This window comes from Acinetobacter junii CIP 64.5, assembly GCF_000368765.1.
Classification (GTDB): Bacteria; Pseudomonadota; Gammaproteobacteria; order Pseudomonadales; family Moraxellaceae; genus Acinetobacter; species Acinetobacter junii.
Genome location: NZ_KB849659.1, coordinates 37504 through 55400, shown reverse-complemented (window position 1 = coordinate 55400; position 17897 = coordinate 37504). Strand labels below are relative to the sequence as shown.

Annotated in this window: 13 protein-coding genes and 1 pseudogene; 3 read left to right on the top strand and 11 right to left on the bottom strand. The window is 40.1% G+C overall.

Going from position 1 to position 17897, the window contains the following annotated elements; translation table 11 throughout:
• The first annotated feature begins 161 nt into the window (after window positions 1-161).
• The 3 genes from F948_RS15290 to F948_RS15280 are packed head-to-tail and all read left to right on the top strand — an operon-like array spanning window position 162 to window position 3918.
• On the top strand, window positions 162-1265 hold the full coding sequence (locus tag F948_RS15290; RefSeq protein ID WP_004966961.1) for a polysaccharide biosynthesis/export family protein: 1104 nt from the start codon (window positions 162-164) through the stop codon (window positions 1263-1265).
• 2 nt (window positions 1266-1267) lie between these two features.
• Window positions 1268-1696: a low molecular weight protein-tyrosine-phosphatase gene (locus F948_RS15285; RefSeq protein WP_004966960.1), complete on the top strand. Its 429-nt coding sequence runs from the start codon at window positions 1268-1270 to the stop codon at window positions 1694-1696.
• 20 nt (window positions 1697-1716) lie between these two features.
• Complete coding sequence (locus F948_RS15280) at window positions 1717-3918, top strand: polysaccharide biosynthesis tyrosine autokinase (RefSeq protein WP_004966958.1); 2202 nt, start codon at window positions 1717-1719, stop codon at window positions 3916-3918.
• A gap of 116 nt (window positions 3919-4034) precedes the next feature.
• Here the strand turns inward: F948_RS15280 and F948_RS15275 are convergent.
• The 11 genes and pseudogenes from F948_RS15275 to wecC form a co-directional block, all read right to left on the bottom strand.
• Window positions 4035-5702, bottom strand: a pseudogene (locus F948_RS15275) (polysaccharide biosynthesis protein); the annotation flags it as partial.
• A gap of 298 nt (window positions 5703-6000) precedes the next feature.
• Window positions 6001-7173 (bottom strand): DegT/DnrJ/EryC1/StrS family aminotransferase, encoded by a 1173-nt coding sequence (locus F948_RS15270; protein WP_004966954.1) that lies wholly within the window; start codon window positions 7171-7173, stop codon window positions 6001-6003.
• A gap of 29 nt (window positions 7174-7202) precedes the next feature.
• Complete coding sequence (locus F948_RS15265) at window positions 7203-7862, bottom strand: acetyltransferase (protein WP_004966951.1); 660 nt, start codon at window positions 7860-7862, stop codon at window positions 7203-7205.
• Window positions 7855-8466: a sugar transferase gene (locus F948_RS15260; RefSeq protein ID WP_004966949.1), complete on the bottom strand. Its 612-nt coding sequence runs from the start codon at window positions 8464-8466 to the stop codon at window positions 7855-7857. Before F948_RS15260 ends, F948_RS15265 begins: the two co-directional genes overlap by 8 nt.
• A complete protein-coding gene (locus F948_RS15255) occupies window positions 8459-9679 on the bottom strand; it encodes a glycosyltransferase family 4 protein (RefSeq protein ID WP_004966947.1) in 1221 nt (406 codons plus the stop codon). The genes F948_RS15260 and F948_RS15255 overlap by 8 nt, the downstream gene beginning before the upstream one ends.
• Window positions 9676-11448, bottom strand: coding sequence for a heparinase II/III domain-containing protein (locus tag F948_RS15250; RefSeq protein WP_004966945.1), 1773 nt, complete (start codon window positions 11446-11448; stop codon window positions 9676-9678). The genes F948_RS15255 and F948_RS15250 overlap by 4 nt, the downstream gene beginning before the upstream one ends.
• Entirely contained in the window at window positions 11445-13583 is a 2139-nt protein-coding gene (locus F948_RS15245; RefSeq protein ID WP_004966943.1) for a bi-domain-containing oxidoreductase, read from the bottom strand. Before F948_RS15245 ends, F948_RS15250 begins: the two co-directional genes overlap by 4 nt.
• Window positions 13584-13763: 180 nt before the next feature.
• Complete coding sequence (locus tag F948_RS15235) at window positions 13764-14858, bottom strand: glycosyltransferase family 4 protein (RefSeq protein ID WP_004966941.1); 1095 nt, start codon at window positions 14856-14858, stop codon at window positions 13764-13766.
• A gap of 9 nt (window positions 14859-14867) precedes the next feature.
• Complete coding sequence (locus F948_RS15230; RefSeq protein ID WP_004966939.1) at window positions 14868-16067, bottom strand: hypothetical protein; 1200 nt, start codon at window positions 16065-16067, stop codon at window positions 14868-14870.
• A gap of 2 nt (window positions 16068-16069) precedes the next feature.
• Window positions 16070-16621 (bottom strand): acyltransferase, encoded by a 552-nt coding sequence (locus F948_RS15225; RefSeq protein WP_004966938.1) that lies wholly within the window; start codon window positions 16619-16621, stop codon window positions 16070-16072.
• A gap of 9 nt (window positions 16622-16630) precedes the next feature.
• Entirely contained in the window at window positions 16631-17869 is a 1239-nt protein-coding gene (gene wecC, locus F948_RS15220) for a UDP-N-acetyl-D-mannosamine dehydrogenase (RefSeq protein ID WP_004966936.1), read from the bottom strand.
• Between the last annotated feature and the right edge of the window lie 28 nt (window positions 17870-17897).

Below are 17897 nucleotides of genomic sequence, written 5' to 3'. Positions count from 1 at the left end.
AGAATTTATCAGAATTTGTTAGTGAAGTAGCCTTGCGTAAATAAAAATACCTACATTTTTATGATACCCAACTTATCTTTTTTAGCTTACAATTTGCGTTCAAGAATTAGATTCTAAGTATTTTTTAAGCAACAACGTAATACAAAATAAGGGTTTTGAATGTGAAGTATCCTCACACACCACTGTTAGTAATTTTAGCTATTTCTGTTTCATTTTCTGGTTGTGCCATCACTTCTGGTTTACAAACCTATGACATTCCAGACCAAGGTCAATATAAAACTGATCAGGGTGCTGAAGTCTCCGTTGTTCATTTAACACAATCTAATCTTCCGAAATCAGATAATAATCTGACACAAAATGATACAGTAAATATTTCAGCTTTATTTAATAAAAATCATACGCAATATAGACTTAGCGCAGGTGATGTACTCTCTATACAATTGTGGGCTTATCCTGAAATTACTCCACCAATTCAAGATGCAACAAACATAAAAGCTGTAGGTTATCCTATCGACACTAATGGATATATTTATTTACCTTTGATAGGAAAAATACGAGCTGCTGGACAAACACTTCCTCAGTTTAATCAGTCTCTTCGTTCTGAATATGCTCGTTTTCTAAAAACACCTGATGTTGTAGCGCGGGTTTTGTCCTATGAAGGCAAGCGCTATTTTGTAAATGGACAGGTGCTTAAAAGTGGCCAATATACTTTAAACGATCAGCCCATTAGTATTTATACAGCCCTTAGCATGGCTGGTGGTGTAAATACAGAAACAGGTGACAACACTTCCATTCAACTTATACGAAATGGTAAAACCTTCAATCTGAATACATTAAGTTTAGAAAAAAAAGGGTATTCTTTACATAATTTACTCATACAACCAAATGATACGATTTATGTAAATACTAAACAAAATCAAAAACTTTATGTTATGGGTGAGTCCAGTCGCAGCCAAGCAATAGCGCTTCGAGATCAAGGCATGACGCTTAGTGATGTCCTCGGTGAAAGTGAGGGAATTAATCCTACTTCTGCAAGTGCAGCTCGCATCTATGTAATGCGTACTGACTTGAACACAAAATCATCTACAATTTATCATCTTAATTTAAGTAGTTTCGGTAATTTAGCGCTAGCCAATCAATTTGAAATGAAGAAAAACGATATTGTATATATCGATGCAACTGGCTTAACACGCTGGCAACGAGTCATGAATCAAATTATTCCTTTCTCAAGTACCCTCTATACTTTTAATCAATTGGGTAAATAAAGATGCAAATTCGTAATATTTTAGTAATTTGCGTTGGGAATATCTGTCGTAGCCCTATGGCCGAGTATTTTCTCAAACAAAATCATCCAAATATTGAAATAGAATCTGCTGGAATCTCTGGTTTGGTTGGTCATTCTGCTGACGACAAAGCAATCAAGTGTATGGATAGTTTTAACATTGATATGCGTCAACATATTGCAAAAAAGTTGAATGCAGATCACATAAAGAAAGCTGATTTGATACTTGTAATGAGTCAAAATCAACAAAAGCATCTTGAGCAAACATGGCCTTTTTCTAAGGGTAAGGTATTCAGATTAGGACATTGGCAAGGTAAAAATGTTCCTGATCCTTACCAACATGATCAAGATTTTTTTAATGAAACTTGTTTGAATATACAGTCATATGTATCTGACTGGAAATCACATATTTAATTTTACGTAGTTGCATAAACATGAGCCAAAACCAAAATCTCAACGACGATACAATTGATTTAAAAGAGTTATTTTTCTCTTTAATAGCGCAATGGAAAATCATTGCTCTGTGTATTATTTTAAGCTTAATTTGTGCAGTATTATTTCTACGAACTACACCTGAAATTTACTCAGTTGATGCCTTAGTTCAAGTCGAAGATAGTAAAGGCGCTGCTTCTGCAGCATTATTGGGTAGCTTAGGAGGTATTCCTGGTATTTCTGGTCAAAAGTCTTTAGCTGATGCTGAAACAGAAGTTTTAAATTCTCGTATGGTTTTAGGCAAGGTGATAAGCAATCTAAATTTGGATATTCAACTAAAAGATAGTCAGGATGGTTTAATTCATCGTTTAATTTCAACCAAGAAACCACTAATAGAATATTCAAGTCAGGGAGTCTTTTTTTCTAAGCAAAACAAATCTTTTCATATCAAAAAATTAATTGTTCCTCATTATTATTTAGATAAACCTCTTGAGTTACAGTTTCAAAAAAATAATAAATTCACCCTTAGTTATAAAGATAATATCATTTTTAATGGTACAACTGGAAAAGAAAGTGCTTTAAATGATGCTAAAGGTCAATGGTATGTTTATATCAATTCTTCGCAACCTTTTGAGCAAACATTTACTATAAGAAAGTTATCTTTACCAACAGCTGTTGATGCTATTAAAAAAAGTTATGCTGTAGCTGAAAAAGGAAAAATGACAGGGGTTCTAGGGTTAAGTTATCAAGGAACAAACCCAGAGCATATTACTCAAGTTCTGAATAGTATTTTGGTAGTTTACCATGAACAAAATATTGAAAGAAAAACATTAGAATCAAAGCAAACTTTAAGTTTTCTAGATAAACAATTGCCTGAACTTCGTCAGCAGTTAGAAGATTCTGAAAGAAAGTTTAACCAATTTCGTGAGCAGAATAACACTGTTGATGTTACTCAAGAATCTGAATTATTCTTAAAACAAAACATTCAATTAGAAACAATGAAAACAGAGCTTGAACAAAAGCAAGCTGAAATGTCCGCAAAATATACTAATGATCATCCATTAATGCGGGAAATTAATGCTCAATTAGAAACTGTCAATAAAAAAATTGTAGAGTTAAACTCGACTTTGAAGCGTCTACCTGAATTACAACGCCAATACTTACAGCTTTATCGCGATGTTCAAGTAAATACATCTCTCTACACGAACTTATTAAATAGTTATCAACAACTTCGTGTTGCAAAAGCTGGTGAGATTGGGAATGTTCGTGTGGTTGATACCGCTGTTGAACCAATCAAACCAATCAAACCCAAAAAGCTTATTGTGCTTATTCTATCTATTTTTGTTGGTGGATTTATCGGTGTATTAATTGCACTTGCTCGCAATATGCTTCGTTCAGGTATCAAAGATTCATCTCAAATTGAAAATGAATTTGACTTACCTGTATATGCAACAGTACCTCGCTCCCCTGTTCAAGAAACTCGTATGAGTATTTTGAAAAAGAAAAAGAGTATTCCAATTTTAGCAGTGAAACAAAGTGACGATATTGCAATTGAAAGTCTGCGTAGTATTCGTACAGCGATTCACTTTGCATTAGCTAATGCAAAAAATAATATTATTACAATTTCTGGTCCTGCTCCAGAAATTGGAAAATCATTCATTTCTACAAACTTAGCAACTATCTTTGCTCAAAGCGGGAAGAGAATTCTTTTAATTGATGCTGATTTGCGTCGTGGTTACATGCATAAGTATTTTAACTTGGATGTGAAACCTGGCTTAGCTGATTTAATTAGCAATCAAGCTAATGTACAACAAGTAATTCATCAAACTAGCGTTGAAAACTTGGATATGATCACACGAGGCAAGAGTCCAGCATCTCCTTCAGAGCTGTTAAGCACTTCATATTTTGGTGAGTTACTAGAACAATTACGTACTCAATACGACCATATTATTATTGATACACCACCTGTATTAGCTGTTACTGATGGCATTATTATTTCTCAATATAGTGGTGTAAATTTAGTTGTTGCCCGTTATGCTAAAACGCAAATGAAAGAGCTAGAATTGACATTGAATCGTTTCGAACAAGCCAATGTTAAAGTCAATGGTTTCATTCTTAATGACATCCAACAAACAGTTGGTGCGGGTTATGGCTATAGCTATGCATATGCTTATACTGCACATAAGGATGATAAAGAAGATTAAAATTTTCATCCTAGAACGAAAAAACCGAGATTAGTACTCGGTTTTTTCGTTCTTTGGTTAAGCTAAATCGCTAAGAGTTTGTTTAGGATAATATGCAACTCAATAGTTTTTATAAATTAATTGATTTGAATTTCACTATTACGGCGATACCCATCTACATAATACTCAAGTTGAAGTAATGCCCAATCAATATCCTGAGCAACAGCAGTCATTTGACCAAATCTTGTAAAAACTGCTTGTATTTCATGTAATGGATAAAATTTTTCAAAAGAACGTAAAATACGACGATGCTCAGTATATTCTGTATTTTCTTGGTCAATCAAAAGTTCTTCATAAAGTTTTTCACCAGGTCGTAAGCCAGTATATTGAATTTCAATATCCCCATCACCTGTAGGTTTTTCTCGAACTGTTAGACCACTCAAAGCAATCATTTGTCGAGCCAAATCCTGAATCCTTACCGATTCCCCCATATCAAGTAGAAAGACATCTCCGCCTTGCCCTAAAGCTCCTGCTTGGATGACTAGTTGCGCAGCCTCTGGGATAGTCATAAAGTATCGTGTTACATCTGGGTGTGTTACTGTAACGGGACCACCTTTAGCAATTTGCTGCTTAAATAATGGTACTACGGAACCAGATGAACCCAGTACGTTACCAAAGCGAACAATACTAATTTGTGTAGATTTCTGAGTTTCAGCCATTGCTTGGCAATACAACTCTGCCATACGTTTCGACGCACCCATTACATTGGTTGGGCGTACGGCTTTGTCAGTTGAAATCAGGACAAAAGTTTCTACCCCTTTTGCAACTGCTGCATTTAAACAACTAGCTGTACCAACTGCATTATTTTTTAGCCCTGCGATCGGATTGCATTCAACTAAAGGTACATGTTTATAGGCAGCTGCATGATAGATTGTTTGAATTTGGTATTGCTCTATAATTCGCTCAAGCTTGTGCTGTTCTTGAACACTGCCTAATATTGGCACTATTGAGCAACTTGTAAGCGAATTGAGTTCCTTTTCCACACTATACAATGCAAACTCAGTTAACTCGAATAGAATTAAAAGTTTTGGTTGATTCTTAATGATTTGACGACAAAGTTCAGAACCAATCGATCCACCAGCACCAGTCACCATGACCACTTTGCCACTAATATTTTTAGCTAATAATTCCGAAATAGGCGGTACTGGGTCTCGACCTAATAAGTCGATAATATCAACTTCCCTAATATCATTAATTCGAATATCCCCATTGACTAATTTAGTCAAATCTGGAAATTCAGTAATTTTTAAATGTGCTGGCTCTAATTGCTGAATAATATGTGCTTTCTTTTCGCGACCTACGGATGGTAATGCCAATAATACTTCTGCTACATGACGTTGCTTAAGACGACCCAATGCTTTTTTTAATGAATAAACTTTTAGACCACCGAGCATCTGACCTTGTAGAGATGGTGAGTCATCAATAAAAAAAACAGGAAGATGATTATCTGATCGAAATAGAGCTGCTGCAATTTGCTGACCTGCGTAGCCTGCACCATAAATTGCAATACGTTTCTGTTGATGTGCTACACCTAATGCATTATTTACTACAAAACGAATTAAAGCACGGCTGCACCATACCCAAGCAAACATCATGAAACCGAACATGATCGGAATAGACATTGGAATAAAAGCTGGCGTGGTAGTTTTCATCGCATATAAAGCAATCATCATGCAACATACAGCCAATGCCAACTTGACAATAAATGCTTCGTTAAAGGCTCGAACAATAAAACGATATATACCTAGTCCCCAAAACAAAGTAATCGCAATAAGATCAAGATATATCCACCAAAAATCTAACCCTGACATAGCTTCGACATCAAAATTGAGCAAACGAATGACATAACACAGCCAAAATAAAATTGGTAACGCAATAATATCCAATAGCACTAAAAATGCTTGTTTGAATGGACGTGGAGCGGTATCAAGTTGTTCAATAATTTGTTTCACAAGGTATCTTCTGGGCAAAGGGGTACAAAATACGAGTCATTTGGGGATAAACGATGCTATCACATCATTTATCACATTTTTGGGACATCCCCTATTCAATCATTTGCTGTACTTTTTGAATTGCTTCTAACATTGTATTCATATTCTCATTACTCAGCGTGGGATGTACAAGAAACATTAAACTGGTTTCACCTAGTTTCTGTGCATTGACTAAACGCTGCTGCGGACGCCAAGGGGTATCATCAAAGGCATGTTCCAAATACACTTCTGAACATGAGCCACTAAAACATGGCACATTTAAAGAATTTAATTCATGCATAATACGGTCACGCGACCAGCCTTCAGGTAATGCATCAGTATTCACCTGAACGTAACATTTATAATAAGCATGTTGATAATCTACCGAAGGCTCATGGACTATAAAGTAGGGAGATTTCTTAAATACATCAAAAAGTTGTTGAGCATTTTCATAACGCTTTTGCGTCCATTCAGACATACGGCGTAATTGAATACGACCGATGACTGCTTGCATTTCCATCATTCGCCAATTGGTTCCAAATGAATCATGCAACCAACGGAATCCTGGTGGATGCTGTTTATGGTAAATGCTGTCGTAATTCTTACCATGATCTTTGTAAGACCACATCTTTTTCCAAAGTTGCTCATCATGGGTAGTAACCATGCCACCTTCACCACCTGTAGTCATGATTTTATCTTGGCAAAATGACCATGCACCAATATGTCCGATCGAACCTGCTGCTCGACCTTTATACATCGCGCCATGTGCTTGCGCACAATCTTCAATGACATAAATGCCTTTTTCTTCAGCCAATTGCATGATGGGATCCATGTCACACATCCAACCTGCCAAATGCACACAGATAATCGCTTTGGTATTATCTGTCAAAACCGCTTCAATGGTACGGCGTGAAATGTTTTGAGAATCCAGCTCTACATCAGCAAAAATAGGATTTGCACCTGCTGTGACAATCGAACTAGCAGATGCCAAAAAGGTACGAGAAGTGACAATCACATCATCGCCCGCGCCAATGCCTAAAGCCTTTAACGCCACATCTAATGCCACAGTTCCATTGGCCAGTGCAACCGCAAACGGTGTGCCGACATAATGTGCAAATTCTTTTTCAAATTCACGACATTCTTGTCCTGTCCAATAATTAACTCGATTCGACAATAAAACCTGCTGTACCGCGTTTGCCTCTTCGGGCGTAAAACTTGGCCAAGGTTCAAATGCGGTATTTAACATTTTGTTCTTCCAAATAATTCGTTTATCAACTATTTCTTCTGCATAATTCGTGCAGGATTACCAACAACGGTCACCCCTGCTGGGACACTTTTAGTCACTACAGCCCCCATACCTACCACAGCACCTTGACCAATAACGAGGGGTTGATTAGGCGTTCCCTGCTTAATCACAGCTCCAGCACCAATGTAAGCATGGTCATGAATATGGATATTACCATTGCATTTGACGCCTGGTGCAAAAGTCACATAATCCCCAATCAAACAGTCATGCTCTACATAACTGTATAAATTGGCATGGAAACACTTACCAATACGAATGTTAGATGTCACTGTAACAAATGGACTTAATGCTGAACCTTCACCTAGGTCAACTTCATCCATGAGTACCACATTGTCTGCACAAATAGACCACATTTTGATCTCATCTTGCTGCAATTGTAGAGCAATTTTTTCTCGAATTCGGCTGTTCGCGATTGCAATAACCACATGTTTAGAGCTCGCTTGCAACTGCTGAAATGTTGCATAATTTACAGCAGGATGACCATTCCATACTGTTGGCTGATCAAAACGATCATCAATAAAATAGAGTTCTGCGGTTAATCCATCACGCTGTAATTGCTGTCTCGCAACAGGCATTAAACTTCGCCCACACCCCGATGCGCCATAAATTGCATAAATAGGTTTAGTCATGATGCTTACCTGACTCCGAACCCATAAATTTCGACATGGTCGCTTCTCCTTCAGCATGAATACCATCACGAATGAGAACTTTTTTAACCGTTTTCAGCATAATTTTAATATCTAACCACAGCGATTGATGGTCAACATACCATGTATCAAGCTTAAACTTCTGTTCCCAGCTAATAGCATTACGGCCATTCACTTGTGCATAACCCGTAATGCCTGGTCGAACCTCATGTCGTCTGGCCTGTTCAGCATTATACAATGGTAAATATTCCATCAATAACGGTCGAGGTCCTACTATGCTCATTTCCCCTTTCAACACATTCCAAAGCTCAGGCAATTCATCCAAACTGGTGGATCGCAGTAGTTTTCCAAAAGCGGTTAGACGTTCACTATCGGGTAATGCCTCACCTTGGGCATTATAAGCATCTTTCATGGTTCGGAATTTAATCATTTTAAAAGGTAGACCATGTAAACCAGGACGTTCTTGCTGAAATAAAACAGGTGAGCCTAGATTCTTACGAACAAGTAATGCAACCATAATTAAAATAGGTGAAAGTAAGATAAGCGCTAATAAAGCAATCACGATGTCTAATAAGCGTTTAATCATGTTTTGCTCCAGTCACCCATTGTACAAACTGCTGTGACAAAGCCACGCGATTAAACTGCGTCTTAGCAACATTTTGTCCATTTTGTCCCATACGCTTCAGTTGATCACGATCTGACGCAGCTTTCTCTAGCGCATTCGCAAAGGCCTTCGGCTGATCGGGAGGCACAGCAAAACCGCAATGCTCTTTTTCAATCAACTCCGCCAACCATCCTGGATAATTATTCAATACAGGTAATGCAGCTGCAATATAGTCGAAGAATTTATTGGGCGATGTTCCATAATAAAAGGCTGGAACATTGGCTAAAATTTGCATACCAATATCGGCGCCTGCCATTAATGCCGCCAGTTGTTGCTTATTTACAGGATCATGAAAAATAATATTATTCAATTCTAAGCGATGCGCCTGTTGTTGTAAGGCTGGTTTCTGCATACCGTCACCGACCAACACCAATTTAATATCATCCCGTCCACGTTGTTTTAATTCACTTGCCACAGCAATCACTGCATCTAAACCATTGGCTAGACCATGTGTACCTGTAAAAATCGCCATCAAATCACCGCGATTGACTCCTTCTGGTCGCCATACCTCAATCGGCTGATCGAAAATATCCAAATCACATCCATTGGGAATTGAGGCCACACGCTCAGGCTGAATACCACGACCAATAATGCCATCCACAATCCCTGGTGACAGTCCAATTAAACGATCGGCTGAATGGTAAGACAACCATTCGAGCATAGACATCATCATCAAAATGATGGGATTCTTAATCACTCCCATAGCTTTGGGTAATTCTGGCCATAAATCACGCACCTCAAATACAAAGGTTTTACGACGTAGCCATTTTGCAAAAATACCAGGAATACCTGCTGTGAGCGGTGTGGTTGTGGCAAAAACCACATCGTAAGGTTCGGTGAGTGCCACGCGAATCGACTTAAATGCGAAACTTAAGAATATAAGTACGCGTTTAAGAAAGGACAAAGCATTAGAATAAGGCAATTCAAATTCAATAATATCGATGCCATCAACTATGCCACGACGCACACCCTTTTCAAAAGGCTGGCTTAATCCAGTTTGCCCTGCACCAAAAGAACCACACACCATAGTGACCTGATGTCCTTGACGTAATAGAGCTTGTGCCATGGCATATGAACGAATACCAGTCGATCCCTTTGGCGTTGAAAAATGCTGATGGAAATAGAGAATTTTCATGTCAAATCTTTGATAATGGTCACAATGGTAGTGGGCTGTGTTACAGTGATCTCGAGCACAGGTAATGGATTTTTTTGATAATAGTTACGAGATTCTTCGCCTTGTATTAAATGCATTTGCGCATTCTGAGGTCGTTCAAGCTGCAACATGATTTGACCATTGCTTACTCCGTCTGGCGTGAGTACCCAATGATCAGGCTGTAGTCTCCAACGTAAGATGGCTTGACGCTTAAAGTCAGAGACACGATCAATAACCCTAATAGAATGACGAGTTAAAATAATCTCACGTTCATGTTGTCCACCCCAAGCGTCTTGATAGCCACAACGCCAATGATCTTTTGCATAGTGAAGATTTTTGGGTTTCAGCCAATCACCAAATAAAAAACGACTCAAACGTGGCATTTGCAGATGATCATCAAACTGTACGGTATTGTGACTGGCTGTTCCTGAAAAATAGTCCAAATCTTCTAGGGTAGAGTTATAGCTATAGGTTCCCCCATCACGTAACAGGTTTTCTCCGTGCCACCATACATCCAGATGCAAACTATCGCATTGACTCGGTCTAAAGTGAAAGATCGGTAGTTTAAATGCCAAAAAAAAGGGTCCGATTGTAGCGGTCATTAAGCCACTGTCCTGAAAAAACTGTTGCTTACTCGGCAATTCAAAGGCCTGATTTTGCATTTTTTCTAAGGCAAAAAATACCAATACCTGATCATACGTGCCCGCAGTTTGATAGTAACTGTGTCCCACAAATAGCGTGCTAGCTAGCTGTACACTTGGTCGAAAATCCGCATAATCGGTTGCCGATACTACCAACAACCGTGCACCATCATTCGCACCTAAATTGGGAGCATTCCCATGTACTTGTGTTAACACATGAAGCCAATCTGTTGCACGTTGTAATTGCTGTTGTAATCGTATGGAAAAGGTCTTATCGTCAAACTGTCGACGAACAATCTCGGCTAGACAATAAGAATCAAGCATTACACGATGATAATTGACTGAATATTGACTAAAACCACCATCTGCCATAATCAAGCATTTGGCCCGATTTTCTAACCAATAACGCCCTGTATCTTGCCATTGCTTGGCTTGTGATGATGGTCGAAAATGATTGAGAAAAACTCCACCTATATACAGTGCGGTGGCTTCAGAGGTACCATGATTATTGTTTTGGGCTATCGCATAATCTATGGTGGGGGAAATTCGTTGCAAGTGAACGTGTATTAAGTCCAATAATTGAATTTGTGGATCAGCCCGATTTGGTAAACCAAGATAGGCAGCTATCAGGTGCATAACACGAATCGATGCTTCCTGACCACATTTCCAGTTCGGCCCAAAATAAGCTGGATTATTGCAACACCAATCATTCAGCCAACAATCCAGCTCAAGTAAGGCCAGACCATCTTGCTGTTTGCGCTCTCGCACGACAAAGTCAAGCACCCATTGCATGCGAGAAATTTCCCAAATTCCTTTAATGTCACCGATCTGTTCATCAAAGTCGGGAATTTGATACCAAGGTAAATGTGTATCTTTAAATTGACGATGGCTAAACCGATTATAAAACCAATTAGGTATATCCGTTACTGTGGCACCCGATTCTTCATTTGGTCGTGGCGAAGCAAAAAAATTGCCTCGAGGCAACTGTGCTGTCAATTTTTGCACAGAATTCAACCCAATTCTTACACTCAAGCGATATTTCAATACACGAAATAGACTCATAAAGCCTAATGCCCATGCCGTCTTTGCCTTGAGTTGGAGTTGACTCATGTTTGTGCTCGTAATATTTCAGCAACTTGTAAAGTCACACGTGCGACTTCAAAGATTTCATCAGCAGGGATGGGTGTCGGTTGCCCTTGTCGAATACTTTCCACAAATGCTGCCGCACATGCCTCTTGACCTTTATCTTGACGCCACAGATTCATTTTATTGAATCCAGGCCAGCCAAAACCTTTCAGTTTTCTAAAGTTATCGAGCTGTAAAACACGCCCTGCTGTAAAGACTTCTATGCGTTCTTTTGGAAAACTGGATGCACCATTCGCCAAATAAAAAATCGTACCAAATGATCCATCTTCAAAACCAAACGTCATTGAGGCTTTGTCTTCTAGAACCTGCACAGCATCGGTTTCACCCATACGACGAGCCTGAATCGATACAATTTTCGAACCTGCAAGAAAACGCATCAAGTCAATAAAATGGCACGCTTCACCAATTATGCGACCACCACCTATTTGTAAATCTTGTGTCCAATGCTCTGCAGGAATCGCCCCTGCATTCATAGTCATAATAAAACTTTTTGGCTCTTTTACTGTGTCAAGCAAGGCTTTCATTTTTTGCACTTGCGGTGCAAAACGACGATTAAAACCTACCATAACACGACTATAACGATCGGTTGTACTTTGCTGTTGATACAATTGTTCAATGCGATCAATTTCATCGACATGTAACGCCAACGGTTTTTCTACAAAAACGTGTTTACCTGCAGCAAGCACTTTCTCCACCATCGATGCATGACTATTATGCCGTGTCACAATCGCAATCGTATTGATTTCTGGATGTTGTAACATGGCGTTCAGATCTGTCGATGCTTCGGCAAATCCTGTTTTACTACCATGAATGACGCCATTAATTCCGCCAGCAGTCACAATGGTATGAAGTTGTGCGGAAGCTTTCTTAAATGCGGGAATCAAAATACGTGAGGCATAATTACCAGCTCCAATAAAACCAACTACAGCATTCTCTGGTTCAACCTGTATCGGTTTCAACACCACATTTTGTCCAAGACGTGAGGCAATTGCTGAAGGATATTTGAGTAAAATACCCAACCCTGCCTGATCTTCGGTCAGCACATTGTAAGCCTGTGGCGCATCTTCAAAATCAAATCGGTGGGTAATTAAAGGATCAACATTTAAGGTACCTGCAGCCAACATATCCAAAACAGCTACAAAGTTGCGTTGTTCTGTCCAACGTACAAATCCAAGTGGATAATCATGCCCTTTATCTTCATATTCGGCATCGTAGCGACCAGGCCCATAAGAACATGAAACTTGGAAACTCAGTTCTTTTTCATAAAAGTCAGCACGGTTCAACTCTAAACCTGTCACACCCACTAAAATAATGCGTCCGCGTTTTCGACTCATCCGTGCGGCCTGAGTTACTGGGTCACTAACTTTAGTCGAGGCAGTAATAATCACGCCATCAATCCCTAAACCACGACTAAATGCCAACCCTGTTGCAACAGGGTCTTCTCCACGCCCAGGGTTGCACACTTCGGCACCAAATTGCTTCGCCAATTCCAGCTTGCTTTGGTCAAAATCAATCGCCAGTACACGACAACCATTTGCACGGAGCATTTGAATGGTTAATAAACCAATCAGTCCTGCACCAGTGACGACAAAGCACTCCCCCAAGGTCGGTTCAGCAAGGCGAATTCCTTGTAGGCCGATACTGGCAACAACTGCAAAAGCGGCCGCTTCATCGGAGACTTGATCTGGAATTTTCGCGCAGAGATTTTTTGGCACTTTCACCACATCGGCATGAGGACCATTCGATACGACACGATCACCCACTTTCAGCCCGTCGACACCATGCCCAATTTCATGAATCACGCCAACATTGCAATAACCTAAAGCCAAAGGTTGTGCCAATTTTGATTTCACTGCGTCATAGGTTGTCAATAAACCATCGGTCTGCACTTTTTCAAGAACCATTTTGACTTTTTCAGGTTGCTGACGTGCTTTATCAATTAAAGACGCTTTCCCAAATCCCACCAACATTCGTTCGGTGCCTGCGGAAATCAACGATGTAGTCGTCGCAATCAGCACATGTCCTGATGTGCATTGGGGTGCAGGTGCTTCCGTCACCGTTGTTCCACCATTCGCCATGTCTTGAAGAATTTGACGCATTCACATCACCTTAGAAAAAGAAAATCCCACTTGAAGTGCAAGCCATGCAGCCTCAAACACCAATAAAACCACTTAGCACACGTGAGTTTTATTTTACCCCAGCCGAGAATAATTGCATGTATCAGCAGCAACTGATTTTTTGTATTTAAAGCAAAATTCAACTCATCGCCATATTCGTATTCACGCATACAATTTTTTGATCCATAACATCACCTGCTGACGCCCCCATGCCACCTGTTTCAGTTGCTGTTGTTGCAGATGAGAAATATCCGACTGCAGGGATAATACACTGTCTTGAAAAGCCTGTTGAATGGAGGTTACATAGACATCATCAATCACCACACAGGGAAAGTGATCTGTAATGCTTTGATAAGCAGCCAGTTTCGCCAAAATGAGTAAACAACCACAAGAAAGAGCTTCTAAAATTGATGAAGATAACTGATCACTCTTTGGTAAAGACAAGGCGACATCCGCAGCACATAAATAACCTGACAATTGCGCCTGATCAATGAAACCATCAATTAACTGGATATTATTGTCACCTTGAATATGTGATTTAACTTTAGCCAAATATTGCGCATCAAAATCTCCTGCCAAGAGCAGCAGTCGATAGCTCTGACGACCTCGTGCAAACTGTTGAAAAGCCTCCACCACATCCAGTGTACGATACAGCGGCGTAATTCGGCGGTTATAAATCCACACCGTGTCCTGTTCAGAGATGCCTAACTGTTGGCGAACAATTGAACGTTGTTCAGTGGATACACGAAATACCGAAGAAACTCCGAGACTAAAGGTCATTACACGTGATGCTGGTACTGAAAAGTGTTTCGTCAAAGTGTCTTGCATATGTTGTGAAGATGCAGTGATTTTTTCTGCAGCATGTAAGGTCCGTCGAATCAAAAATCGATAGATTATGCTTTTTTGCGGTACAGAAAAAATCTCACTCCCATAGGTGGTCAGCAGATATTTTCGACCACTTAAATATGCACTCAAACCATAACCTGAAGTATTATGCGCATGTAATTGCAAAGCTTTCGGCACAAACAGTCGCAACCATAATCCCAACAGGATATAGGCCACAATACTGCCTAAAGCACCAAAGCGAAGTAAACCATTAAACTTGGTCGTCACCTGTTCTGGTGGGAAAAAGCTATTCTTATGAATGCTATAGATGTGATAAGGAGAACCTAATTCATCGAGATATTCCACCCAATGTCTGACATGCGGACTGCTGGCATTGGCTACATAACTAATGGGTGGGGTCTGCATCGCCATGATTAAATTTCACACTCGCTGAGGTTGACGGCAAAAAAATAGCAATACACTACCTGCATAAGCCAAGAGAATGGCCAATCCAGAAAAGTAAATCTGTGTTGGCAATATCGCTTGCAAACTTAAAGCGATTGTCGCCCAGCATAACGCATTCAATGCTAAACGACTAAATTTCCCCATAGCCACATGTTGTTGAATGTACATCGCCTGTAACGCAGATAAGGGCACCGCACACTGTAACAATACAAAGGTGAGTATCGTAGATGCCTCTAAGGCAAAATGATATAGATAGAATACAGGAACCAATGCTATAGCCGAGCAGAATACCCAAAACATCGAGATCCACAGATAAATGGTTTTCTGTTGACCCGCCGCCTGTTGTTGTTTGACCAATTTCGGCACAAATACCGCACCGAGCACACTCGGAATAAAAATACCGATTTGAAAGAACTGGAAACTTAAAGAAAATACTGCGGCATCATATGCGGAATAGTCAACATTCACCGCTTTCATCAACGCGTAAAGACCAAAAAGCGTGATAAAACCAAATAGAGCCGCTTTAATTGATTGTTCTAGACATTGCTTTAGAACCGTTTTATCCAGCAGTTGCGACAAACCAGTCCCTAAAGTATAAGGCCGAAAGCCAACGTGATAGAATACCAGTGCATTCAACAACATAAACACCAGTGCATAAATCGTAATGATCTCACTCGCAGCGGTTTTACCCAAAAATACACTGGCCATCCAAGCAATGATGAATGCCAAAATGTAGCTCAATAAAGCAAATAACCCTAATGCCTTATATTTTTGTTGATAAGACCATAAGGATTGAATCATGGCAAAACACACACTGCCTGTCGTAAAAAATACAGCTGCAGCAGTGAGTAGACCATTTGAGCGCAGACTTTGCGTATCTCCTCCCCACAACATGGTCGCAAAAGGTAACAGAAACAAACTCAATACGAGGAGTAATATGCTGGTTGCGAGCGTCATTTGTATATGTTGCTCGGGCTGTGAATAAGCGCCTGCCCGTAAAATTTGAGGTCCCCCTCCTAAAGAGGGAAATGCGCCAAATGCAGCACTCAGGCTCAGCATTAATACAAAACTGGCGAGTGCCGCATGTCCAAAATACCATGCCAAATACAGACTAAAGAGTAATTGTAAGAATCGTGCAGACCCTACACCGACCACCATAATCACATGAGGGTTCATGGCTACTTAGACCAATGGTGTGAATGGGAAATATACGCTTGTTTTTCTGCTTGGGTGAATCGTTCAGCAATCTTTTTTGCAGGAACGCCCCCCACAATACTAAACGGCTCAACCGATTTATTTACCACACTCCCTGCGGCAATGATTGCGCCTTGCCCAATCTCGACACCTTTTAAAATGGTGACATTGGCACCCACCCAAACGTCATCCCCTATTTTGATCTTCGCTTGACGCTGTTGATTGTCTTTGACAAAAAACATGGGTTGCGTAATGTCCTTAAATTCATGATCACCGCCCAATATGGTGACATTCGGACCAAACATCACATAAGAACCAATCTCAATTTCGCCAGAGAACCAAGCGCGATTGGCAATAAAAACATGATGCCCCAAAGTAATGGTGGAATAACTCAATACCGAGCCTAAGGGACTAAATAGGACATGCTCACCTGCACTACGAAATTTTTGCAAATAACCATACATCAAGACTCGGTTACATGCCCTAAAACAAAAGTTGTGCAGATAGGCTAAACCACGCGCAAGGATTCGTATCATCTATTCAACTCAAATGACTAAATCGAAAGCTTTTGCACCAAAGTCAATCGACTTAAATTCACGGTGTTTGACCAATAATACACGAATGTCCGCCTGCTCAGCCTCGATTAAATCCACCAAAGGAATGTCTTGATACTGATTTACATTCAAATTCGGCTCTACAGCAACCACCTGACAACCACTGTGTTTGAACAAATGTAAACTAATATCCAAGGCAGGGCTTTCACGCAAGTCATCTATATCCGCTTTAAACGCAAGACCATAACAAGCCAGCTTAATATCTTGAATGGTTTTACTCGGATGTTGTTGTAAATAATCGGCAATTTTAATCTTGACCTGATCAATCACCCAGTGAGGTTTACTGTCATTCACTTCACGGGCTGTACGAATTAAACGAGCTTGCTCTGGTGTTTTAGACACAATAAACCATGGGTCAACTGCAATACAGTGTCCACCAACACCCGGACCAGGCTGCAAAATATTGACGCGTGGATGGCGATTGGCCAATTGAATTAATTCAGCCACATGGATGTCTAACTTATCGCAAATGATTGAAAGTTCATTGGCAAAAGCAATATTAACATCACGAAATGAATTCTCTGTCAGCTTACACATTTCCGCAGTCCGTGCATTGGTTTCAATGCACTCCCCTTTGACAAAGGTTCGATACAATTCAATCGCAGCTTTTGAGCATCGAGGCGTCATCCCCCCAATAATACGATCATTACTGATCAACTCTTGTAATACTTTACCTGGTAAGACGCGCTCGGGACAATGGGCAATCAAAACATCAGCAGCCTCTCCAGCCTGTTGAGGAAACGTTAAATCTGGTCGAGCAGCACTGAGCCATGCTTCCATTTCTTCGGTCGCACCTACAGGTGAGGTAGATTCTAAAATCACCAAATTGCCTGCATTTAAATAAGGTGCTAGAGCCTTTGCTGCAGATTCAATATACGCTAGATCAGGCGCATGATCATCTTTAAAGGGTGTCGGCACCGCAACAATATAGGCATCAGCTGCACAAGGCTCCGTTTGCGCCGAAAGTTGTCCCTGTGCAACCACATCACGGACTAAAGCGGCCAAATCTGGCTCTACAATATGCACTTTACCTTGGTTAATAATATCTACAGCATGCTGATTAACATCGACCCCTGTCACTTTTAAACCATGTGCAGCAAACGTCGCCGCAGTGGGTAATCCAATATAACCCAAGCCCACAACACAAAGATGTTTAAAAGAATGCTTCATATACCCAACTTAATGATTTAAATCACTT

Excerpts from the sequence above, each read along its gene's own strand:
- F948_RS15285 (WP_004966960.1), top strand. The coding sequence starts at position 1,268 with ATGCAAATTCGTAATATTTTAGTAATTTGCGTTGGGAATATCTGTCGT.
- F948_RS15280 (WP_004966958.1), top strand. The coding sequence starts at position 1,717 with ATGAGCCAAAACCAAAATCTCAACGACGATACAATTGATTTAAAAGAG.
- F948_RS15270 (WP_004966954.1), bottom strand. The coding sequence starts at position 7,173 with ATGTTAAATACCGCATTTGAACCTTGGCCAAGTTTTACGCCCGAAGAG.
- F948_RS15265 (WP_004966951.1), bottom strand. The coding sequence starts at position 7,862 with ATGACTAAACCTATTTATGCAATTTATGGCGCATCGGGGTGTGGGCGA.
- F948_RS15260 (WP_004966949.1), bottom strand. The coding sequence starts at position 8,466 with ATGATTAAACGCTTATTAGACATCGTGATTGCTTTATTAGCGCTTATC.
- F948_RS15255 (WP_004966947.1), bottom strand. The coding sequence starts at position 9,679 with ATGAAAATTCTCTATTTCCATCAGCATTTTTCAACGCCAAAGGGATCG.
- F948_RS15250 (WP_004966945.1), bottom strand. The coding sequence starts at position 11,448 with ATGAGTCAACTCCAACTCAAGGCAAAGACGGCATGGGCATTAGGCTTT.
- F948_RS15245 (WP_004966943.1), bottom strand. The coding sequence starts at position 13,583 with ATGCGTCAAATTCTTCAAGACATGGCGAATGGTGGAACAACGGTGACG.
- F948_RS15235 (WP_004966941.1), bottom strand. The coding sequence starts at position 14,858 with ATGGCGATGCAGACCCCACCCATTAGTTATGTAGCCAATGCCAGCAGT.
- F948_RS15230 (WP_004966939.1), bottom strand. The coding sequence starts at position 16,067 with ATGAACCCTCATGTGATTATGGTGGTCGGTGTAGGGTCTGCACGATTC.
- F948_RS15225 (WP_004966938.1), bottom strand. The coding sequence starts at position 16,621 with ATGATACGAATCCTTGCGCGTGGTTTAGCCTATCTGCACAACTTTTGT.
- wecC (WP_004966936.1), bottom strand. The coding sequence starts at position 17,869 with ATGAAGCATTCTTTTAAACATCTTTGTGTTGTGGGCTTGGGTTATATT.